Source organism: Leptolyngbya sp. UWPOB_LEPTO1 (assembly GCF_017302695.1).
GTDB classification, from domain to species: Bacteria; Cyanobacteriota; Cyanobacteriia; order Leptolyngbyales; family Leptolyngbyaceae; genus Leptolyngbya; species Leptolyngbya boryana.
Genome location: NZ_JAFLCJ010000019.1, coordinates 1 through 20,861, shown reverse-complemented (window position 1 = coordinate 20,861; position 20,861 = coordinate 1). Strand labels below are relative to the sequence as shown.

The 20,861-nt window shown below is 46.1% G+C and carries 31 protein-coding genes and 1 pseudogene; 17 read left to right on the top strand and 15 right to left on the bottom strand.

Going from position 1 to position 20,861, the window contains the following annotated elements:
- Window positions 1–22 precede the first annotated feature (22 nt).
- The 10 genes from J0L70_RS23850 to J0L70_RS23805 all read right to left on the bottom strand — a co-directional run bounded on the left by J0L70_RS23850 (window position 23) and on the right by J0L70_RS23805 (window position 5,698).
- Window positions 23–151, bottom strand: a complete 129-nt coding sequence (locus J0L70_RS23850; protein WP_287456176.1) for a hypothetical protein — start codon at window positions 149–151, stop codon at window positions 23–25.
- Window positions 152–154: 3 nt separating this feature from the next.
- Window positions 155–328 (bottom strand): hypothetical protein, encoded by a 174-nt coding sequence (locus J0L70_RS23845; protein ID WP_287456175.1) that lies wholly within the window; start codon window positions 326–328, stop codon window positions 155–157.
- Between the two features lie 189 nt (window positions 329–517).
- Window positions 518–2,140: a hypothetical protein gene (locus tag J0L70_RS23840; RefSeq protein WP_287456174.1), complete on the bottom strand. Its 1,623-nt coding sequence runs from the start codon at window positions 2,138–2,140 to the stop codon at window positions 518–520.
- Between the two features lie 55 nt (window positions 2,141–2,195).
- Window positions 2,196–2,888 carry a hypothetical protein gene (locus J0L70_RS23835; RefSeq protein WP_287456173.1) on the bottom strand — a complete coding sequence of 231 codons (693 nt, stop codon included), beginning with the start codon at window positions 2,886–2,888 and terminating at the stop codon, window positions 2,196–2,198.
- A 60-nt stretch (window positions 2,889–2,948) separates the two neighbouring features.
- Window positions 2,949–3,488, bottom strand: a complete 540-nt coding sequence (locus J0L70_RS23830; RefSeq protein ID WP_287456172.1) for a hypothetical protein — start codon at window positions 3,486–3,488, stop codon at window positions 2,949–2,951.
- 91 nt (window positions 3,489–3,579) lie between these two features.
- A complete protein-coding gene (locus J0L70_RS23825; RefSeq protein WP_287456171.1) occupies window positions 3,580–3,882 on the bottom strand; it encodes a hypothetical protein in 303 nt (100 codons plus the stop codon).
- Between the two features lie 8 nt (window positions 3,883–3,890).
- On the bottom strand, window positions 3,891–4,925 hold the full coding sequence (locus J0L70_RS23820) for a ParM/StbA family protein (RefSeq protein ID WP_287456170.1): 1,035 nt from the start codon (window positions 4,923–4,925) through the stop codon (window positions 3,891–3,893).
- A 65-nt stretch (window positions 4,926–4,990) separates the two neighbouring features.
- A complete protein-coding gene (locus J0L70_RS23815; protein ID WP_287456169.1) occupies window positions 4,991–5,122 on the bottom strand; it encodes a hypothetical protein in 132 nt (43 codons plus the stop codon).
- Between the two features lie 34 nt (window positions 5,123–5,156).
- Window positions 5,157–5,360 (bottom strand): hypothetical protein, encoded by a 204-nt coding sequence (locus tag J0L70_RS23810; RefSeq protein WP_287456168.1) that lies wholly within the window; start codon window positions 5,358–5,360, stop codon window positions 5,157–5,159.
- A 176-nt stretch (window positions 5,361–5,536) separates the two neighbouring features.
- Window positions 5,537–5,698, bottom strand: a complete 162-nt coding sequence (locus J0L70_RS23805) for a hypothetical protein (protein ID WP_287456167.1) — start codon at window positions 5,696–5,698, stop codon at window positions 5,537–5,539.
- A 262-nt stretch (window positions 5,699–5,960) separates the two neighbouring features.
- On the opposite strand from J0L70_RS23805, the gene J0L70_RS23800 reads away from it, so the two are divergent.
- From J0L70_RS23800 to J0L70_RS23780, 5 genes are all read left to right on the top strand, one after another.
- Entirely contained in the window at window positions 5,961–6,239 is a 279-nt protein-coding gene (locus J0L70_RS23800) for a YlcI/YnfO family protein (RefSeq protein ID WP_287456166.1), read from the top strand.
- Window positions 6,236–6,760 (top strand): hypothetical protein, encoded by a 525-nt coding sequence (locus tag J0L70_RS23795; protein WP_287456164.1) that lies wholly within the window; start codon window positions 6,236–6,238, stop codon window positions 6,758–6,760. The genes J0L70_RS23800 and J0L70_RS23795 overlap by 4 nt, the downstream gene beginning before the upstream one ends.
- Window positions 6,761–7,100: 340 nt before the next feature.
- Window positions 7,101–7,739 (top strand): hypothetical protein, encoded by a 639-nt coding sequence (locus tag J0L70_RS23790; RefSeq protein WP_287456163.1) that lies wholly within the window; start codon window positions 7,101–7,103, stop codon window positions 7,737–7,739.
- Between the two features lie 43 nt (window positions 7,740–7,782).
- A complete protein-coding gene (locus J0L70_RS23785; protein ID WP_287456162.1) occupies window positions 7,783–8,205 on the top strand; it encodes a helix-turn-helix domain-containing protein in 423 nt (140 codons plus the stop codon).
- 79 nt (window positions 8,206–8,284) lie between these two features.
- Complete coding sequence (locus tag J0L70_RS23780) at window positions 8,285–9,679, top strand: pentapeptide repeat-containing protein (RefSeq protein WP_287456160.1); 1,395 nt, start codon at window positions 8,285–8,287, stop codon at window positions 9,677–9,679.
- Between the two features lie 133 nt (window positions 9,680–9,812).
- Here J0L70_RS23780 and J0L70_RS23775 read toward each other — a convergent pair whose 3' ends face one another.
- Window positions 9,813–10,070, bottom strand: coding sequence for a hypothetical protein (locus tag J0L70_RS23775; protein ID WP_287456159.1), 258 nt, complete (start codon window positions 10,068–10,070; stop codon window positions 9,813–9,815).
- A 418-nt stretch (window positions 10,071–10,488) separates the two neighbouring features.
- Between J0L70_RS23775 and J0L70_RS23770 the strand changes: the two genes are divergently transcribed.
- On the top strand, window positions 10,489–11,415 hold the full coding sequence (locus J0L70_RS23770; protein WP_287456158.1) for a hypothetical protein: 927 nt from the start codon (window positions 10,489–10,491) through the stop codon (window positions 11,413–11,415).
- A gap of 404 nt (window positions 11,416–11,819) precedes the next feature.
- Window positions 11,820–12,677 carry a trypsin-like peptidase domain-containing protein gene (locus J0L70_RS23765; RefSeq protein WP_287456157.1) on the top strand — a complete coding sequence of 286 codons (858 nt, stop codon included), beginning with the start codon at window positions 11,820–11,822 and terminating at the stop codon, window positions 12,675–12,677.
- Between the two features lie 61 nt (window positions 12,678–12,738).
- On the opposite strand, the gene J0L70_RS23760 is transcribed toward J0L70_RS23765, so the two are convergent.
- Window positions 12,739–12,942, bottom strand: coding sequence for a hypothetical protein (locus J0L70_RS23760; RefSeq protein ID WP_287456156.1), 204 nt, complete (start codon window positions 12,940–12,942; stop codon window positions 12,739–12,741).
- 154 nt (window positions 12,943–13,096) lie between these two features.
- Here J0L70_RS23760 and J0L70_RS23755 point away from each other — a divergent pair, with 154 nt between their 5' ends.
- Window positions 13,097–13,519, top strand: coding sequence for a hypothetical protein (locus J0L70_RS23755; RefSeq protein WP_287456155.1), 423 nt, complete (start codon window positions 13,097–13,099; stop codon window positions 13,517–13,519).
- A gap of 394 nt (window positions 13,520–13,913) precedes the next feature.
- Here J0L70_RS23755 and J0L70_RS23750 read toward each other — a convergent pair whose 3' ends face one another.
- On the bottom strand, window positions 13,914–14,126 hold the full coding sequence (locus J0L70_RS23750) for a hypothetical protein (protein WP_287456154.1): 213 nt from the start codon (window positions 14,124–14,126) through the stop codon (window positions 13,914–13,916).
- A 345-nt stretch (window positions 14,127–14,471) separates the two neighbouring features.
- On the opposite strand from J0L70_RS23750, the gene J0L70_RS23745 reads away from it, so the two are divergent.
- From J0L70_RS23745 to J0L70_RS23735, 3 genes are all read left to right on the top strand, one after another.
- A complete protein-coding gene (locus tag J0L70_RS23745; protein WP_287456153.1) occupies window positions 14,472–15,041 on the top strand; it encodes a J domain-containing protein in 570 nt (189 codons plus the stop codon).
- A 32-nt stretch (window positions 15,042–15,073) separates the two neighbouring features.
- Window positions 15,074–16,117 carry a hypothetical protein gene (locus J0L70_RS23740; RefSeq protein ID WP_287456152.1) on the top strand — a complete coding sequence of 348 codons (1,044 nt, stop codon included), beginning with the start codon at window positions 15,074–15,076 and terminating at the stop codon, window positions 16,115–16,117.
- Between the two features lie 238 nt (window positions 16,118–16,355).
- Window positions 16,356–16,892, top strand: a complete 537-nt coding sequence (locus J0L70_RS23735) for a hypothetical protein (RefSeq protein WP_287456150.1) — start codon at window positions 16,356–16,358, stop codon at window positions 16,890–16,892.
- 51 nt (window positions 16,893–16,943) lie between these two features.
- On the opposite strand, the gene J0L70_RS23730 is transcribed toward J0L70_RS23735, so the two are convergent.
- A complete protein-coding gene (locus J0L70_RS23730) occupies window positions 16,944–17,114 on the bottom strand; it encodes a hypothetical protein (protein WP_287456149.1) in 171 nt (56 codons plus the stop codon).
- A 30-nt stretch (window positions 17,115–17,144) separates the two neighbouring features.
- Here J0L70_RS23730 and J0L70_RS23725 point away from each other — a divergent pair, with 30 nt between their 5' ends.
- Window positions 17,145–17,909, top strand: a complete 765-nt coding sequence (locus J0L70_RS23725; RefSeq protein WP_287456148.1) for a tetratricopeptide repeat protein — start codon at window positions 17,145–17,147, stop codon at window positions 17,907–17,909.
- Window positions 17,910–18,056: 147 nt separating this feature from the next.
- Here the strand turns inward: J0L70_RS23725 and J0L70_RS23720 are convergent, their stop codons facing one another.
- Window positions 18,057–19,172, bottom strand: a complete 1,116-nt coding sequence (locus J0L70_RS23720) for a tyrosine-type recombinase/integrase (RefSeq protein ID WP_287456146.1) — start codon at window positions 19,170–19,172, stop codon at window positions 18,057–18,059.
- A 48-nt stretch (window positions 19,173–19,220) separates the two neighbouring features.
- On the opposite strand from J0L70_RS23720, the gene J0L70_RS23715 reads away from it, so the two are divergent.
- The 5 genes and pseudogenes from J0L70_RS23715 to J0L70_RS23695 all read left to right on the top strand — a co-directional run.
- Window positions 19,221–19,364, top strand: coding sequence for a hypothetical protein (locus J0L70_RS23715; RefSeq protein ID WP_287456145.1), 144 nt, complete (start codon window positions 19,221–19,223; stop codon window positions 19,362–19,364).
- 221 nt (window positions 19,365–19,585) lie between these two features.
- A complete protein-coding gene (locus J0L70_RS23710) occupies window positions 19,586–19,726 on the top strand; it encodes a hypothetical protein (RefSeq protein WP_287456143.1) in 141 nt (46 codons plus the stop codon).
- 224 nt (window positions 19,727–19,950) lie between these two features.
- The gene (locus J0L70_RS23705; protein WP_287456142.1) at window positions 19,951–20,298 is read left to right on the top strand and encodes a hypothetical protein; all 348 of its coding nucleotides are present in this window, start codon (window positions 19,951–19,953) and stop codon (window positions 20,296–20,298) included.
- 25 nt (window positions 20,299–20,323) lie between these two features.
- Window positions 20,324–20,518 (top strand): hypothetical protein, encoded by a 195-nt coding sequence (locus J0L70_RS23700; RefSeq protein WP_287456141.1) that lies wholly within the window; start codon window positions 20,324–20,326, stop codon window positions 20,516–20,518.
- 155 nt (window positions 20,519–20,673) lie between these two features.
- Window positions 20,674–20,861, top strand: a pseudogene (locus J0L70_RS23695) (rhodanese-like domain-containing protein); the annotation flags it as partial.

Sequence of the window (20,861 nt, the reverse complement as noted above, 5' to 3'; positions counted from 1 at the left end):
TGTCCGGGAACGCGCAAACTGTTTAATCTTTCCTCGCCACACAGCGAGGCTTTTTGTTGCGCCAGCGCTTCAATTTTTGCCCCGGTTTCAGAACGCTTGGTTCTTCCGGCTTTGCCTCGATTAGTGCAAGCTGATCATCGTTTGTCTTCATAGTTCAAAATCCAAATAATTTTGCTTCGATTGCTTTTGAAATTTGCCCTCTTGCAGCGTTGACGCTGATTGAAACAATGCCTCGTTCTGGATGGCTCCAAAGCTGATGTGAGCCTTTTGCAAAACGTTTGAACCGCCATCCTTGAGCGATTAGTTTCTGTTTGAATTGTGCGGTCATTTCATGCATTCTCCTAATAGTTTGATAGCTTAATTGTAGCGAGAGCCAATTCTGTATCACCTGTATCGGCTTCTGTATCGTATCGGCTGTATCGCCTGTATCGTATCGGCTGTATTGCCTGTATCTTCGTCGATACAGTGCCGATACAGGGCATTTCGATACGGGCGATACAGCCGATACTGGTAGTTACTAACTGTTAGCAAAGAATGTCCCATTTACCTCGTAGATTTCTCCATCTATTGCCATCACATCCAGGTAAAGCTTGATGTCATCGGTAGACATTCCCTTAACAGGTTTTCTTGCTCTTGCTGACAGGTCGCGAGGTTTAGAGCCTTCAGAGTTTGCTAATAAGAAGCGCTTGATTTCTGCTCTGATTTCCTGCTCTGTTGATTCAGTTTTGTCCTCACTTGCAACTGCAACTGGTTCATGCTCAAAGTTGCTTTCAACCGTCCAGCTTTTCTCAAGATGAACACGCGGATTAAGGCTGACTGAATTCCACTTCTTTAGCGTTGGATTCGAGTTCGCTAACTTGTCGATCGCGCTTTTAGGAAGTGATTCGATCGGATACCATTGCTTATCGTTTTTGCAATATGCAAGTGCATGACAATTCAGGAATCTTGGATCGTTTGAATCGATTTTTGGTGCGCTAAACGTACCGTTATCCCCCGTTGCAAATTGCATTGCTTTGGGTGCTGCAAGCGTGATTCCGACAAATGATCCGAGCGCGTCTTTACTCACTCCCTTGATGCCTCCGAGTCCAGCAAGGCTGACGACTGGGGAAATGATGAGCATGAATCGGTGGTGACATTGGTTGAGCGTTGCAGAACTGATTGCAACTCCTAGCATCCATTCCCCGAATGTTTTCTTCGACTCGGCATAGTCAGAGCTAACTGCATTCATCGGGATCGATCCGAGCAGATTCAGCGTATCTCGAATCTCATCAATGACAAGTAGGCAAGGAGCATCAGCCGTCGATCGCTGCGACTCCCAGAAGTTGATCAGGTTGAAGATGTCCCGTGCGGCTGCAAGTTGCTGATCCGGAGTGCGAGTTTCAGGATTCAGGTGAGCATCTGAATAACTCCAGTACCAGTTCTCACCCGCGAATTGCTTAATTGTGCAGGTGAGTAGCTTGCCATTGGGGAATCGTGACTTGAAGCCTTGCATCAATTGAGCAGCAAGGATGCCTTTACCTGTGCGAGGCGGAGCGCACAAGAAGGTCGATCGCAAATCAGAAAGATAATGCTCAGTGATGGACTTTGGGATAGGTGCACCTTCCACCGTCTGAGCAGGAACATTAATCGCGCTCGGTTCTCCTAGCTGAGTCGTCATTCGCACTCCTTCAGGTACTGATTCTGGTAGTGCTGGACTCTGAGCAGACAGAAATTGCTCGACTCGTTTTGCTGGTAGTTCAGATTCTGGGACTAACGCTCTAAGCGTCCGCTTGGCACAACTCGTCAGCTTTTGCCGATGTTTCAGTGCAGTCAATAATTGAGAGCGCACTTCATCCACGCCATGATGCTCAATCCAGAGAATCATGTCCGCATCCGTCTTGATGAGATGTGCTACACATCCGGCATTGCGCCGCTCAAAAGCATTGTTCCTCCAATTGTTCTGAAACCGTTTGAACATGCCATAAGCGGGAACGGCTGCTAATGCTCCACCTACAACCGGATTAGCTGAGAGGATGAATCCCCCAACTCCAAGAAAGACGGTGGCTGCTAACGGGATTCCGACACTGGTTTCAGTTGGCAGTGCGCGATCGTGAACGAGTTCGATATCCGAAACTTCTTTCGGATCATTGAATAGAAACATAATTAGTCTCCGTGCTAGGGATTTAAAAAAGGACGCTCGAAAGCGCCCCTGATGGTTAGTTGTCTGCGTTCTTGTGGCTCCAAATCCATTGACCAACGATGATCAACGCGATAATTACAAGTTCGGTGCTGAAACATCCCCAAAGGATTGCTGCGACCTGGTTAAAGTTGATTGGACTTAAATCGCCAATTGTCAATCCTGCGATAAACGCATTCCAGCTTCGGATTGGAGGATAGGCTTTGAGGTTGATCAGAAATTCTGCAACGAAAGCAGCAAGAGCAATCCAGCCGCTAGCGGCAATAAAAAAGAATGGAACTCTCGTAGCGCGTCGTTTCAGCTTCCGAATTTGTCCATCAGACTCATGCTGCGAACCCTGGCGATCGAGTTCCTTTCGTGCTTCTCTTACAGCCGTTCGATGTGCCCGTCGATCAAGTGCGATCAGAATCCAAATCACTTGTGCCAAGTTCACCAAGAACCACAGAATCACGGCTCCAGTTGCGAAGTAGAGCAGGTGAAGTAAATCCATCGCCCAACCCACGATCGGGGTATTGGATGGCTTAAATTCAGGCAACCCCAGCACTTTCATGTAAGGCATAAGGTTCACCTGGATTAACTTCAAAGCCAATGCAGCGAGAATTGCAAAAATGACGATCGCAGCGATCATCATGAATGGATTGTCATTATCTGCAACTCTGTCTTTCCAGTTTGGTTTGTAGTGGTTGTTTTGCTTGTTCGCCGTATCTGTCATAGTTGAATTACCTCTGTGCTAGGGGTGAGGGCTGGAAACTTCCTAGCCCTTCAATCTTGTTTACTGTTTGAGTGATGGACGGCTTAGACCTTTCTCGCGCTCTTGTGCTTTCTTCATCCGAGTCCGATCGCTCGTAACCGCGATCGACCGTGCAACGGCATACCCTCTTGATGGATCAAGCTGCATAACAGCAGTCGTGCCATACAAATCACAGACGGTGATGTCTCGACCGATGAAGTGCTTCGGATTAATCGGTCGGTTCGGATTCTTTTGGTAGAGCGGCGCGTAAGCACCCGATAGAATCGGTACACCTTCTTGGATTGTGGTTGCGAGGTTGGGATTAGCAAGCGTCACAATCACTTCACAGCCTTTGTCGTATCGCTCATTGGCAATTCCTTCTGATGCCTGCAACGTTAACTTCTGCGCTTCCAACTTCTGGTTCTCTTCCAGTCTTGCTTTGTTGGCTTGTGCAACGTTCTGATTGCGCTGCAAGTTTTCCTGAATCGAGGGAATCTGCGTAACGAGGGTGACGGTCGCAATCCCGCCGATTAAAATTCCGAGCCAATGCTCACCGAGCCATTCTTGAAAGTCTTCTTTCATTTTCGATGTGCCTCATAAAACTGCTGAGTGACTGGTGAAGCCGATCACTTCGCCCTAGGAAAGTTCAGAGATCGGCTTTTGCGAGTCATTTCTAGATGTTTCGGAACGATTGAGCAAGATTCGGCTTGGTTTCGCTCAAAACCGTTGTCTCTATTGCCTTTTCAGGTTTTTTGGATGAATCCTGCTTGTACTGGGCAGTACTATCAACTTTCGGTTCTGTTTTAGGTGCAAACTGAGTCGAAAGTGATGAGTACTTGCCAGTACTGCCGAGTACTGATGTGATAATGTGCGATGCTGCGTCATCTAATGAGCAGAACTCACCAGTACTCACCAGTACTTGCAGTTTTGAAATTGCCGTTTCGCTCAGCACTACTGAGTTTTTTCGTTGTGCCATTGTGCTACCTACGCCAAACTCAGGAAGTGATAGTACGAACCTCGTACACTAGCTGTTTGAGCATCGCTGTCTACCCAGAAGTTCGGGTTAGCTTTCAGTAGTCTTTCTCGCAGAAGCATCGCGCCGCCGCCAGAGAATAGAATCTGCTCTGCTTGGGTCAAAATCGCTTCGTGCTGGCTGAAGATCATCCCGATGACATCATCTTTCCAGCGCTCCAGATGACGGGTTCTGATTGCTTCCCATTGCTGATCGTCAATCTTTGCAATCTTGCCTTGCTTCAGTGCGATCGCGATTTGGGTGTCTTTCACTGTCTTGGGCGTGTCAGTGGTTCCGAGTAGTGCAGTTCTCACTTCGTCATCGGATGCGATCGCAGATGCCAGATTGAACACTCCAAACTGAATCGGCTCACCCTTAATCGGTTCCCCTGCATCATCAAGTAACCAAACTTCGACGGTTCGATAACCAATCTCAATGCTTAGGGTGTAGCCGGATTTCAACTGATTCAATTCAGAGGCAAGCCAGTAAGCACCTACGCCTTCTGGGACAAGCTCAACTGAATCGACAACAACATCAACCTCACGTCCGTTTCGGGTAAATTGATGCCGCCCTAGAATCTGATCTTCAATGCGTTGCTTAACTACTGGATCAAAGTAGCTGTGATGGCTCATCACGATGCGTAAATGACCTCCATGCGCGCCTCCGTTGTCTTCAGGCAGAAGCAACGGCATTAACAGGAATGCTGCCATTTCAGACTTGTCTTTGCCAAGAGTAGCGATCGATTGGTGATCGCCTAGTGCAGGCATCTCACCGAACCAGATCGTTTCGCCGTCTTTGGTCTGAATTTGCGGACTAGATTGAGTTCCTTTTCCACGGGCAACTCTGTCGATCGTGTGCGTCCATGCTGAATGCACAATCAAAGGATTGATGTCGCCTTCACCGTACCGTTTGCCCTGACTGTTCGAGATTTCAATGCTGATAAGTTTGGGCGAATATCCAACTTTGTTTCTTAGCGCTAGTGCAGCGCGATCAGGTGAGTAGTTCATTGTTGATGCTCCTAGATATGTGAACAAAAAAGGCTCTAACCTTGAGTCAGAGCCAGTCGGGAGATTTAACGCTTCGCGTCAAAGTTTGTGATCGGCGGACGATCTTGTGGAGCCTGCCTGGTTTGTGACTTTGCTGGAGTCAAGTAGATGAAAGCGCAGGCTCCAAGCACAGCCAGAAGCAGAAATTTTTTCAGCATAGTTACCTCAATAATTTGATGGTTGTTGATTTGGCTAATCGAGTTGCCCCGTTGCAGGCATCGCGGGAAGTTGCAGATTCGGAATCTTGATGTCAATTCCGCGCTCCGACAGCCAAGGCAGAAGCGCTAAGCCGAAGTAGTTTCGAGTTTTGCGTGCAGTTGAAATCGCCCAGTTGCAGATGAAGCCGATTGCAGTAAAGAATGCAACTATGTTTTCCCAAATCGTTTTGTAGTCCACCGCTACAGTTGCCTGATCGAAGTCATCAACATGAAATGTGATTCTGCGCGAGATGTAAGCTCCGAGTGATAAGCCAATTAATAGAGTGAGTATTTGAATGTCTCCTGAAATGAGTGAGTACTGGAAGAATCCAGAGGATCGCTTTGCGGAATAAGCAAAGGCAATCTCTGAAATCTCTAAGCAGGCATCAAATCATCGAAGCTGGAGCCAGTCACAGCAAGAGCCTCTTGCAATGAATCTTCGGTGCAAACTTCGAGTCGATCCCATCGATCCTCAACACGGCAAAATCCCGTGCCGGATTCGATGCAGTAATAAAAAGTGCCGTCGAAATAAGTCATTGAAATATCCAAACTCAGGAGAGTGAAGCGTTTCGTTTCTCACAGCTATGTAGTCTCTGCCTGGGTTTCGGCTCACCCAGCAACCTATTCGCCTCGCTCACATATTTAATGTAGCGCACTTATTGTAAAAGTGCTGCACTTTAATATAAAAATGTCTGCGCGCATTATCTACAAATTGGTCATTCTTCTAATAATAGGTGCAGCACTTATTCAAAAAGAAGCGATACACTGTAGGAAGTAAGTTTTAATGAGGTGAATAAACATGAACGCGCTGCCCGTGCCTACGGTTTCTATGCCGACAAATAAGCAACGATTAACGCTCAATCTTCCGCCTGAGCTATACGAGGCGTTAGAGGCTTGCGCGACTAGAGCCAATCGGACATTGGCAAATCAAGCGACGATCGCGCTTGAGGAGTTCCTGTTAAAAACTGGAGACTTAACTGCGCCTGTAAAGTTGGCGCTTCAGGGAAGACCACGAAAGAAAGCAGGTAAGACATCCTCCGAAAATGCAAAGCAAGCATCGGAGGACTCTGAACCATGAAACCAACCACTGAACAAATCCAAAACTGGCTCCACTCCGAGCAAATCTCCCAATGGATCGCCAGCCGTCATTCAGACCTCGGCAAGGCAATTTTGGAGAATCTGCCGGAACTCATTGCAAACTATGATCCGCAAGCCAATTGTGACTGGACAGCAAAATTCGCCCTGTCAGATGGAATCCAACGGGCGATCGGCGTGAATCGCCATCATTGGCTTTTCTGGGTCGGGACAGGCATTGCAATTCGAGAATGCGATTATTCGTTGTTAGACCACTTAGCCTCCCTCCCCACCCCGGCAGAGAGCGACATTCGCAAAGCTCGACTGTTAGCAGAGCAAGGCTTCAGTCGTGGACAGATTTACGAAGTTCTGGACTGCAATCTATCGCCAGAAATTGAAGACGCGATCGCGCTAGGGCATGAGCAGTCACACGGCAAATCGCTTTATCGGCGCGCGGTCGAAGATCATCACTTCCCGTCCATCGTCAGGATTTTGAAGCGATTTGGATGGCGAGCGGCAGGTTAGCGCCGCACCAGTGCAGCACGCTGAAATCCAATCAGAGCAAGCGTTATTTCGATTCCAATAACGCTTTGTGCAGCGCTTTGTGCCGCACCTTTATTCGCGACCTCGGCAAACTGCTTAAAACCAAAAAACCGCGCCCAGTCGCCCAGGCACGGCTTTTCAGAGAATTTTATCGCTAAGTAAAAGATACGAAAAAATCTCCAAAAAAGAAACAACGAGCCTGCTGGGAATCGTCGTTTCTTCTATTAGACGCTGGCTTATGTCAGACGGCAAAGAGCACTTATGATAACCATATCTTATCAAGTTTTGCGTAAAATATAGATACAAATTATTAATTGGGCTTATGTCAGAACAACAGCAAGAAGAGCAAACACTTGACTCCTTACGGCAGCAATTCGTCGAATATGCTGTGCAATCAACGTTTGCAGCCCACGGTGGGGATATGCAGAATTTCAATGAGTTTTGGGATCTGGTTGGCAAGTCAATTGAACTAGATTCAAATCACAAGGTCATTATCCACGGCAAAGTTGCCAACGATTTTTTGACGGCGTTCAAGGCTTCAAAGGAACTTCGAGAGAAATTCTTTCAGCCGGATTTCCAGACACAGCAGACACAGCAGACACAGCAACCTCAGACGGCAACAGCTAAGGCAGCGGCAACGCCTGATGTTTTGTATGTGAGCCAAGCGCAACTCAATGATCGCAGGTTCATGCGGCAAGTGCCTGAGATTACTGCTGCCATTCAAGCAGGTCGCGTCAAAGTTGACGATGCTAAGGCAGTGCAGGACGTTGCTGAACTCAAAACTTTTCTGACTCCGAAAGCAGAAGCGTCGCCCACAGCAAAGCCAGCGCCCAAACGAACTACAGAGATCAGCAAGGATGATCTACTGAATCGAACCATTACTCGCAGACTTGAGCAGGAATGGGCATCCGAGGGCGGATATTTGGCAGCGATTTCAAAAGGCTTGATCAAAGTTGTTTAACTGGCTAATTGAGTAAAGCTGAGCGCAAAGCGAAACAAAAAAGATGGCGAAAAATCTAAACTCCAAACAGTTAGAAGCTCTACAGCGTCTAGCTTCTGGGCAATCCTATCGAGAAATTCAGGATGCGTTGGACGTTTCGCCAGCGACAATCAATCGATGGCGGCGAAAATTTGCCAGTGTCCTGCAAGAACAGACTGAGGAAATTGCTAAGGAAATTGCCGAAAGTATTGCTGAAAGCCGCTTGCAGAGTGTTGAGATTTTGCAGAATGCTTTGACCCATTTAGACGGCTTGCTTTACCGGGCAGAGTCAATCGAGGAAAAGCTCTCTGTCATCAACATGACGTTGAAAGCCTTTCAAATTCTGAATTCTCCCCAGATTCAAGGCAGCGTTTCAATTCAGCAGCAGGAGCCAGAGAGTAAGGTTATTGTGCTTTTGCCAGACAATGGTAGGGACTCTGTTCTTTAGAACGGGGGAGCGGAATTCCTTTGAGAAGCCTGTATCTAGGATTCAGGTGATTTTTTTACTTCCCCTCACCTAGGAGTCAATGAATATATTTAATTGGTCGGAATCTCACAACAAGCAAGCAAATAAGAAGCAAATAGCGAGACTTCTTATGAGACAGAGGCAAATGAGAAAGCTTTTGCCCTCTGTTACCGCCTCAATCCTAGCCGTCATTATTGGATATCTTGGCTGGAATACTTGCTTGCTTCAGGTAGAAATAGATTCATTTGCTCAGAAATTTAACCGTGTAAGCGATATTGAGAAACGGTTGACCCTTGAGAAAGAGCGATTAACCCTAATCAACAATTTGAATACGTCTCGGGCGCAGATTATTGGAGGAGCTTTGGTTTTGATTTCCGCTTATATTGGGTGGCGAAACCTGAAAATATCAGAAGACAAACAGGCCACAGACCGTTTCACTAAAGCAGTTGAACAGTTAGGTCACTCTGATATTTCTATCCGATTAGGTGGGATTTATGGTTTAGAGCGAATTGCCCATACCTCTGACGAAGAGTATTGGCAAGTAATGGAGATTCTGACAGCTTACTTGAGAGAGAAAGCGCCATGGCCACCAAGGAACACTAAGGATGGAAAAGAAGTAGAGCAAGGACAGAAAGAAGTAGATATAAGGCCTTGGACTGTTAATGTTGAAAGCTTCATAGTAGAAACTCTACCAGAGCAAGGGCAGAAAGAAGTAGAGATACCACCGAAAGCCGATATTCAGGCTGTTCTAACTGTGCTGAGCCGACGAAAGCATTCTTTTTTGGACGGAGAGGAACACCCATTGGATCTCCGCAAAACGGATTTGAGATGGGCAGATTTACGATCAATTAAACTACAAGGAGCGTTGCTGTTCGGTTCTCATTTAGAAGGGGCGCACCTAGAGGAAGCTATTTTATCAGGAGTCAATCTAGAGGGAACACATCTAGAGGGAACACATCTAGAGGGGGCGCACCTAGAGGGAGCTATTTTATCAGGAGTCAATCTAGAGGGAACACATCTAGAGGGAGCGCACCTAGAGGGAGCTATTTTATCAAGAGCCCACTTAAAGGGAACCTACCTAAAGGGAACCAACCTAAAGGGAGCTGTTCTATGGGGAGCTGATCTACGGGGATCTGTTCTATGGGGAGCTGATTTAGAAGACGCTGATCTAAGACGAGCCAATTTAGGAAAAACTTCGCTCTTGAAAGATGGAGACGTAGTCTTGGAAGATGGAGCGATAGCAGAATTAAAGCTAATAGATGCCTATGTAGAGGGAGTCGATTTGAAAGGCGTCAACTTAAAGGGAGCTGATCTAGAGGGCGCTAATCTAGAGGGCGCTAGACTACAGGGAGCTAATCTAGAAGAAGCTAAGGGACTTAAACTACCTCAACTTGAAAAGGCTGTAGTCGATGAGAGCACCATTCTTCCCGCCTACCTAAATAGTCAAGCTACCTGAAGAAAGGCAGTGATGTCCGCGACGTAATTAATTCCAGCAAGAAGCTGCTCTTCGACAAGAGCAGCTTTGGAAGTCTCTAACGAGGCTAAGCGATGGACAAGTCGTGTTTGTCCTAGACAACAGTTGCGACCCTTCACCCGATTAACGAAGTCCTGCCACAGTCCTTACAGAGAATTCGCTGCAATCTCGTTCCGTCTTTGCGAGGCTTGCCTTTCCCCGATCGAATCGTTTGCCCTGAACCGCATTTGGGGCAATCCAGGGAAATCACCTTCTGAGAAATCTCTTCCTGGGAATCTGTCGGCTGCAACTCTGCCTGTTTCTGCTGCGCCTCTTCCCAAGCGTCGAATTTCGCTATTGCATCCAAAAGGCATTTGAGCCGTTCGCTTGCCATTTCCGCTTGCCAGATCGTTTACACGATTTTGCCAGCAACTATCAGAAAAAACGGTAGTTCAAATGCCTAAAAAAGATTTTGCGCCTGATCCCAGGAAGTCAGAGACATTGCCTAAGCAGCAGGATCGCGATCGTGAACGCTAAGAAAAGGATTGAGCCTGGTTACTCAATCCTTTTCTTAGCTTGGAATTGAGCCTTTTTTATGTCACTGGGACTTCTGCGGGTGATCAGGCATTCTGTTAAACCTTGTTGAACAGGAAATTAAACAGAATAGTACTAGCTTTCTTTACGAAGAAATACGGATTTTTTTGGCTTGATTGCCCCGACGAGAGGTAATATGCGGAACATACGTTGGTCTAACTTGCCAAATTCCAGGATTAGGCAGAAAGAGTTCACCTAACCTCTTAGTTCTAGTGTTGATGAAAGATATGAAAGCATCTGAGAAAAGCAAGGCACAACAAGCTATCAGCCGAATTCAAAGCGGTGATTTTCATGCAGTTGATGTTGACAGTTTATTGATAACACTAAGACCTTATTCGGGTGGGAGTGGTGTCTTTAGAGAGATTGCAGATTTAGTAGCCCACAATAATGAACGGGACAGAGGTATCGCAAATGAGTCGCTTGAAGGTTTTTATCTTACCTTTAGATATTTTCTTGAATATGTTTCACCAAATTTAGCATTAGACCTTGAAACTCCTTTTCCTTTATATATTAGAAAATTAATCCTTTACCAAGTAAACAAATGTGATGAAAGTGAACTGTCAAAGCACTTTAAACTCACAAGGCACAAGCTCGACATCCAAATAAGAAACCTATTTAAGGAAGACAGGAAAAACAAAACAAGTTGTCTGACGAGGAAAATTAAGCCGGAAATTTTTGCCGCGATTCAGTTTCTTCTAGAAAGAATTTATTCTTTACCTTCGTTTACGCAAGAAATTCTGATTGATGAAATTATCAGAGTTGTTGACAAAAATGCTCTTGAGCTTAACGAAGTTCAGTTCAGATCTCAAGAGTCGAAAATAACCCTGTGCATTCTACTACTATTTCATAACGTATCTTTTAACTTTAATGGTTACAAATTCGGTTCTAGCAAGATAGCCTGTGGGGAATCTTCTAGCGATCTTCAGGTTTGGGGAAGTATTATTCTGAACAAAGACGGAGTGGATATAACCTTCCTTTGTACACTAATCACAACAAACTTAAAGGTGGAAGATTGGTGTGACGAGACTTTATTCAGTCTAGAGCCTGTAAGTCAGGACGAGCCAAATCTTCTACTGCGGCGCGTTAATTTTGAGTTAGACATAGATATAAGCGATGACTTCAAACTATGTAAGGCTATTTCCTAATCAGGCAAGCTCACTGTCTTAATATGAGTCTCAAATCCTGTACTACACGCCTGGACTAATTTTGGACTTCTTGAGTTTTGTATTACAAGTAATACGTTAGCTACAACTTAAGAAACTCGTGAGACTGGAATCTTGGATCTAGTCCATATTAAAAACGCTGCAACATCCCATGTAAAAGGAATTACAGCGTTTTTCGTGGTTTTGGACTGCTGCATTCGTCCGCAGAAGTTCCGTATGGGGTCAACGTTTTACACAGACCGAGAATAATCTTAACTAGACAACTTCACGGTAACTTTACGAAAATAGTCACGCTGTAAATTTCTCTGTGTCACGTGTTTATATAACAGTACAAACTTTCTAAGGTTTGCAACCATTTGAAGTTAGTAAATCCAACAGTTTTAACTATGCGTAAGGTCAACGTTCAAAATCTCTTGAGCTACGTACCCGTCCACATCACCTTAAGGTTTGGGGAAACAAATTTAGGCGTTGGTACAGCATTCTTCTATACCCATGAAGGTCAAGACTATCTCATAACGAATTGGCATAACGTGTCAGGTCGCGACCCTCAGAACTACTCCCTTCTGTCAAAAGAAGCCGGAATACCCGACAATATTTTACTCAGACTGCCTTATCCAGAGGCTTTAGAGGATGGCACTCTAGTCATAAAGTGGCTTCCGAGCTCACTGAATCTATATAACGACAAAGATCAAACACTGCCTGTATGGTGGGAACACCCCCAACATGGATCAGATGTTGATGTAGTAGCAATACATATACGGCGACCTAGTGAGACAAAATCAATACCAGCAAATAATGAGGTTCTAGATTTAGAAAAACTTCAGTTTGAACCAGGAATGGACGTTTTTGTTTTAGGTTTCCCGCTCGGCATTAGCGGCGGGGGACGCTTTCCGATCTGGAAACGTGGAAGTATTGCCTCGGAGCCTGATGCCCATATCGACAACCTACCGAAAATGTACATTGATACAGCCACAAGACAAGGAATGTCAGGAGCGCCTGTATACGCCCAGGAAACAGGAGTTTGGGTGCCAGAAGGAAAAACATTGCACGACTTTGAACACTTGGCTTTCGGCAAGGGATACCGCTTTCTTGGAATATATTCTGGGCGCATCCTGGGAAGCGATCCGCTTCACGCACAGCTTGGGATCGTATGGAAAGAGGAGGCGATCCTGGACATTATACGATCGGAAAAAACTGGAATTCCATCCAACGAACTAACAAGCAAATCAACAGAAGCTTCCTAGAAATTGATTGAAAAATTTGGATGATTAGACCGTTGCATTGCCCGTTTAGAATTCCCAACGCTCAGCGATCGCACTCGGAGCCATAGAGAATTGTCCTTGTACCAGACGGGGAGAACCGGACACACCAATACCCATCGGCTAACCAGACGCGCACCGGATGATAGGCAAGACAGCCCGCCACGATAAGCACAATCGTTGAAGGGATGATGACCGCCAACGCCGGAATCAAAACACTCGGTCTTACTTGCCACGGGGAATTCTTCATCGCTGTCTTTCTGGGAACGGGTTCAGGGTTCCCAGATTGAGACTTGGAAGTGCGATCGCAAAATCCACGGTCTTGTTTTTGACGATGCCCCTACCGTAGCAGTACCAGTTATTAGTCGATAACCTTGATTTGTTGCCAGCCGAAGGATTGCGACATGGAAGACAGGACAGAGATTGACGCGGATTTGAGAGCAAAACTTGACGAGTACGTCAAGTTAAAGGAAGACGCAGAACTCCACAAATTTCTCTACGAAAAAACAGTCGCTAAGCTACGAGAGCTTGATAAAGAGATATCAGAAGCAGTTGCCCCAGAACTCACGCCAGAGAAACTCTTCATCTCCTACGTAATCGAAGAAATTCAAGAACCGCCCACAAGAGGCAGGAAGCGAAAAGAGCCGGACAAGGACTTTCGATACATGGTCGCTAATTTATCGCCAAAAACAGACGAGCATGGATTATCGATGTATGTCAGCCGCAATGTCCACGTACTGTCCGAGGACGAAAGCAGCTCTCGATCACTTCAGCGACTTTTTGAAGAGTTTAAAAGAAAGAAAAGTGAGGATACTGACCCAGGTTGAAACCGGAAGTCGATGCGGAAATCTACGCAACTTCATCATCACTTTACGATCGTACTCAAGCAGGGACGGCAAGATGGAAAGTTGCGATTTAGATAGGGGCACGTCAATGCTTTTCACCTGGGGGATGATCTGTTTGATCGTTGGACTGGTTTTCAGTCCTCTATTAATTGGTGTCCCGATCCTGTGCTTATCAGCAGTGCTTTTCTTTTGCTCGTTCTGTAAAAACGCCTTCGCTCCGGGCAAGGGCCAGAAGACAAAGAGCGAACAGCCAGTTGAGCGATCGAAGGTGGAAACCCTGGATGACTGGGAGTGACGTTGCCGTGCCCATCACTTGAGTCGAACAGAACCTTGGTTAACTCCGAGGGCATCGCCATGAAGACAGGGGTGAATGACTCTAATCCGCCGATGTAGGTTTCCCTTGCATCAAAATCGCTTCCCCGAACAGATGCAAGTCCTCAAAATACTCGTCAACTAATTTTTTATGTTCTGGGAACGCAGCATAAGTCGCAGCGACCGCCGAATCATATTCATCGTCGGAGTCAAAAGGGAGAGACATAACGAATTCATCGATTTCAGCACGGATTTCGCTTTTGAGTTTACCGGACATGGAGTTTTGCTTGGTAAGTGTTTGAGGGCAAATCTATCAAGCTATTTAAGTCTATGCCAAACTAATCCGGAATTTCACGTAGTTTCACTGTCACTTTACGATCGTCGTAGAGAAGGAGCAACAAGATAGAGTGTCGCGATTTGGATAGGGGTACAGCAATCGAAAATGCTTCCGAAAAGTATTTATCAGGATTAACTTTCAGAGCGCATTAAATAAATAGGCTTTCTATACATCCTGTATAAAAATAGTGATTTTTTCCCATACTTATCTCAGTATGCAATGATCACCCTCGGCTTTTAGCTTCAGCTATAAAGCTGCTACCCGCGCATTATGGAAGGTCAAACAGTGACTAATGCAATTGAGTCTAAAATCCAGGAACTTGTAACCAAGTACGGTTACGATGCTGGAGTATTAAATGATTTTGCGGAATTTGTTCAATCTCAACCAAAACCCCGCAAGAGAAAAACTGCCACATCAACTGGCAAAACACCCACTACATCAACTCGTAAGCCAAAAGCGCTTAGTCTGAAAGAGCTACAGGATGCTGTCGTCATCGCTTTTGAGTGCAGTAATATCAAAGCGTTGAAAAAACATGATGCCTTCAAATTAGCGATTGCAGGTCGCGATCTTAATCTCCGTACAAAAGACACTTGGCTTGCCCTATACCGCGAATGGGTCGGAGTGCCTGAGAGCGAACAGCATGAAGAAGGACCAAGCTGCATCAATGGAATTGATGTTCTCAAAAACTTTCGTCCTTGGCATGTGTTTAACCTCGATCCTCACAATGCAACTTCAGATGACATCAATGCAGCATTTCGTCGTCTAGCCAAACAACATCACCCGGATGTTGGAGGGCAACGCGAAGTATTTGAGCGGCTACAAAAAATGCGCGATTCGCTCCTGGCGTTTCGTTAACGGCAACTAACCTGACCCAAGAACCAAGCGACATGAACTCCCGTAAATACGATTTGCTGTCTGACGATGAGACTGCTCAAATTCTTGGTATTTCAAAAGCAAGGCTGTATAACGTCTGCGCCGCTTTTGATCACCGTAAGGATGATGAATGGGAATTAACTGAAGGCGAGCATTTTGAGTGGCTCAGCAAGAACATCGGCACTCGCCGCTTCTACGAAGAAGGGGCAATGGCAATTGCCAAATACCTCGAAGAAACAGATACATCAGGCTTCTTCGCTAGTTTTTTTGATGCGGTAATAGAGCGATTTACTCAGCGGCGCAAACGGACTCGTCAAATGTTGGTTCGTCGTCGAGTGATTCAGGAGTTTCAGGATCTCAATGGAGTGATCGTTAAGGGTGATCTGGTCTTCATCGATCGTCCTCGTGTCATCCGCATTCTAGATACAAACGGAAAAGGATTAAACGCAGCAGCAAAGCGAGAACAAAATAATTGCAGCCTAAAAGGGCGAGAGCCGATGGAGACAGGAGTTCACTTTGAGCGCATAGAGGATGTTGAGTATTGGAGCCAGCGGGGGTTGGCACGTGTTGCACAGAATATGTCTGAGAACTTGGGGCAGAAATCTCGTAGGGCTTGGACTGAGGCTGTTAACGAAATTGTTGAGGATGCCGTTAACCAGCAGAAAAAATATCTGGATTCATTCGATGCTCGCGTGAGAAGAGCGATGGATCAGGTGAAAGCGGCTGCTAATCGTAAATGTCAAGTCAGCTTGGTCAAGCAGACTCCAGCAAACCCTTTTGATTTGCACGCACATCACCTTTTTGACAAGGCGACACGACGGGACTTAGCAGCATTCCACGACAATTTGTTAGTGATGCACAAAGATATACACTGTGGTTTTCATAATTGGCACGGGAGCGATAGCTGTGAACCAAAACACTTTGTTGAATACCTAACCACTGTGGAATCTTGGCGTTTTAACAATAAAAAGATGTCCGAGCATTTGCACAGCTTGATCAATCGTCTTGAAAAGTTGCAGGGAGATTTTGAAAGCAGACCTCACTTAACACAGAACTGAATTAGCTTAGAAGTAGCCTTCCCAAATCAATCGCGCTCCAATGTGGCGACGGCTGCCATTACGGTCAAAATCATCCTCCTTACTAGAGTTCAACTTGGAAAGTTTGGGAAATATCGAGTGTAGACGGTCGATCACGTCCCTAAATGTTTACAGTCAGATGAGGTTTGCGTGAACCGCCGTGTCCCCTCAATGAGTTAGCAGATAATTGCAGACACGAACTCAAAAAGGAATCAATCTTATGAGAATAAGCTTGCCTCTCACAAAAACGGTTGCTGGTAATGTTAGAAAGCACGATTCCTATCGCGAGGCATGGGAGCGCATTCGAGCCGCTCAAGAGAACAATTTCTTCTTAGAAGCTATCACGATTCAGGAGAGCATCATTTCGGATCGCTTAATCAGTTATTTGTCAGGTTCGACAGTCCGTAATCCCCTTTGTCTAGAAGGAAAGTTTATTCCGTTCAAGCAGTTAATTGACTACTGGCGAGCCGAGTTTCCCGAAGGGATCACCATCCAGGACTATCCAAACCTGATCGAAGCGGTTGACCAGTGGCGAGTAGCCCGAAATAAAGCCGTTCATGCGATCGTCAAGTCAGAGCCAGGGCAACCCACTCAGCCCATTGATGTGTTTTTGGAAAAAGCGAAAGCGGCAGCAGTGGAAGGAGAGCGGTTGACGAAGGAGGTCTGCAAGTGGCGAAATCGCGAGAAAACAAAAGAACGGCGCTCGTCCTTGCGCGAGAAGCCAGGACTATCACGGAAAAGTAAACAAAAGTCTTGACCTAATGCGACTGGCACAATCACCAGCGTTTATTAGGTGTCAAGCATAAAGTTAACGAAAGAATGCGGGTTTCGGCGAGGAATTCTGCGAATATAGCAGACGTGCCGGATGGAAGCCAAAATGAAGTTTGCGGACTGAACTAAATGAAGCAAAAATCGCATCCAGAATTTCACGCGGATTCACACTCACTTTACGATCGCACCAGAACCAATCTGTCAGCATCGTAAGCGTGTTTCTGTGGTGGATGGCTCTATGAAAATTGCGGCAATCGGCTTAGCTGGATTGGGGATTGTGTGTGCGGGTGTCTGGGCGGTTGCGTTGGTCGTCAAGAACAATCCGCCCGTTGCGACTTCGGTTGAGTCCTCGCCTGTTCCTACAACTCAAGCCACTGGCTCTGGCGGTGGATCTGCATTTGACGAAACATCAAAGGAAACTTGTGGAGATCCGCCAGATGCAAACGCAACCTGGTATGCAGTATTTATCGATGGCGGAAATCTTAATGAGGTCCACAGAAAATATTGCAAAGACGCGATCGCTGTAAATCGACAAGATTCTGGCAAGGCATCGATCCAGGTTGCCAGTTTTAGCGATCGCGCTAGGGCAGAAGCTTTTGCAAAGTCGGTTAGTGGTGAGGTGTCGAGGTATGAGCCGAAAGTGGCTACATCGGACGCTTCTGAGTCTAAAGCGGCAAGGCTGCAAAAGACATTTGCTATTAACGAATCGGACTCCTTAACTGCAAAAGCGGCGAAGTATTACGGACAAGAAAACTACGCGAAATCATTGGAGTTGTTTGAGCAAATCCTCGAATCTGATCCAACTAATCCGCGAATCTGGATGAATGTTGGAGAGGTACATCACAAACTAGGCGACGACTACAATGCAAAGCTGGCAATGGATAAGTCGAGAGAACTCTACTTGGCACAAGGGGATGAGGGCGGAATAAAACAAGTCGAAGGACTTTTAGAAAGCTGGAGCAGTCAAAGCAGCGCGAACGGGATACGGAAAAGAAGCCACTAATCAACCTGCCTATGAACTCTCCTTGTTAGTTAATAAAAAATTGAGGACATTGATATATATATTTGAGGACATTGTGTCCTCACTTAAAAGTATTGATATATATAACTTTTAAGTTAATTGAGGACATTGAGGACATTGAGGACACGATCACAAAATTTCTGGCAGTCTTGCGTTGGATTTGATGCAGCCCGCATAGTGTTCGTAAATCATTTTCACCGATGTTCGGGTCAGCTTTGCCACTACCGCAGGGTCTTCTCCCTGCGACAGCCAATAGCTGATCAATGTTGATCGTGTGTTGTATGGCTTTCGGTAGGGGAGATTGAGTTTGGCGAGTACTTTTTTCCAGGGTCGCTGCCTGAAGTCACGATCATTCAAGTAACCACCACTAGGGCGAGGAAATATCAAATCATCAGGGTTTACACCAATAGCCCTACGGCGCTGCAATAGTTTTTGCAACGACTGGCTTAGGGGGACGTGCCCAGATGCCTCTGTTTTAGTCGTCTTCAGGCAGCCGCGATAATACGCCTCACCAATCCAAATTGAAGAGCAATCCTCGTTAACGTGCTTCCAGCGAAGAGCGATCGCCTCGCCCGGTCTACAGCCCGTTCCAAGCATGAATTCAACGTAGTCCGCATAGAACGAGTAATGTCGGTCACTTCTGAACCCTGCGATGATTGCCTTGATTTCTTCAACGGTGAATGGGTTAGCAGGCTTTGTTTTCCCTGGTTTGACGCCCTTGCAGATTTTTTTCCAGGGGTTCTTGTCGAGTAGATTCTCTTCAATTGCCCAGTCCCAGCAGGCAGACACTAAGGTAAGTCGCTCCTTGAGAGTGTTCGCTGTCATTGGGCGCTTTGTGTTTGGCAGAATGCGTTCTGATAGCCATTGCCGAAACTGATCCGCCTTTTCTGCCGTGACCGTCTTAGCCTGCTGCTCTCGAAAGAACTGCTTCAAGTAGCCCAATGTGGCGCGGTATTTAGTCAGGCTCTGATCGTAGATTTCGCGTGATTTTGCCACCATGAATTTCTCAAACAGATCCGTCACCTTGAGAGATTGCCTTGCCTCAAGCTCTGGCTTGTATTTGACGAGGGTAGGGTCAAACTGACCATAAGCAATGTCACGTTCAATTTCATCCGCTTTCATCTGAGCAATAACCCGATTGCGGGGGCTGTCTGCCAATCCAAGCGTCAAAACATGACGCTTGCCGTGGAGTGACCACCGTAAGCGTAGATTCCCCCTTAAATTCTCGATTTTTGGTATTGGCATCCGTTCTTTTCTCAAAACTTGAAACGATTGGTATCGGATACCAGTTTCATGCCAATATCTGAATTTCTCCTAGCGGAAGTGACGTTCTATGAAGCTCTTATTGAGAATTGGGTGAGCCTTGAAAGCTATACCCTGAAACGACAAAAGCCAGTCTATGACTGGCTTTCATTCAATCGGAGCGGCGGGATTTGAACCCACGACCCCTACTACCCCAAAGTAGAAATATATTGATAAAAGCTGCTTTTTAAACAGGGTTTTATAACTCAAACAAATTGGTATACCAAAAAATATTCCAATTCTTATAAGAATATTATAGGAACTGGAATATTTTTGTACTGTTAATTTCGCCTTAATCCAAACAGTCTGTGATCGACAAATCCAATCTGAGAATCCTAACCCCCTGCCCAGCGGCAATGGAGGAAATCAGCGCGATCAATGACTTAGTGATGAATTTCGAGCCAACATCTGCTCCCATGACGATCGCGGCATGGCTGATTCTAGTGTTAATGCTTGGGCTAGTAGACTGGGGATTTTGGGCAGAGCGGCGCGATTGATGGCGCGATTGATAAGGTAGCAGGCTTTTTCACTAGACCTGTTGGGGAATAGTGAAAAAAATCGCTGAAATGCTGATATGGAGAGGGTTTGAAGGATTTTGCGATTAAATCGCTGAAATGCCTACTACGAAAGGGTTTTAAGGATTTTTGAGTTTATTCCCCAACAACTCTACTTGAGAAGCGCTCATGATTAATGTGAGATAAATCTCAGTAGATACTCAGCGATGACAAAAAAGCGTCCCCGATTATTAAAAGGCACAACAAATCTAGCGATGCTAGTTGCCATGACTGTCCGTAACGAGATGGAGGACTTTCATTGCAAACACCTGAGCGACGCACAAATGAAGGAACCCAACCCAATAATTAGAAACGCGATCGCAACTGCTCTCTACACCGCCAGAAACTATAGCGAAGACGAAGCTTCGTTTGAATGGACAAATTTTCAATTAAAGCTGATTCCTGAATACTGGGAGGAGCCTGAGTTAACCGAGGATTTTCGTAAGCTTGTGAAGTCGCTTCGGCGGCATCGGGAAGCGTTGCAGAAATCTTCAGGCACAGCAGGGGAACCCTAAGCCTGTTCCCTCAAGATTTGCGCCAATGGAAAATCAATGGACGGTTCACCCCTGGAAAGTAGTGCAAGGGGTAGGAGTCTCAGTTCTGGCTATCGTGGTTCTCGCCTTCATCTACGGCAAATTTATCCATCACCCGTTGCGGATCTGGCTGGCAGATGGGGAATGGTGCTTAAGATTTTCTCCAGATGGATCGGGAAAAGTCCTCTACGGCTCCGAGTGAGATCGTTAACAGATTTAGATACTCCAGCCTTGTTTTTCTCTGGTTTGATAAGCTTGAGTAGCTCTGACAGAATCTCTATCAGTGGGATTGCAGCAGAGTCATGGGCAATGGGTGCCAGTCAGACTTCTTCAATCTTCTTTGATAAGGAAACAGTGATGAAATATCTCGCAGTAGCTCTCCTCTCTTGCATCGTTCTGTCCAGTGAGATACTAGCTCCTTCTAGAAATCAGGCAGCGATCGCCGCTCCCAAACCCCCTTTAGATAATCCGGCAATTGATATGCCAGGGTATTTGCGCGTTTCCTATGAAGCTGCAAAGCATCGGGAGACACGCCGAATTTCTGA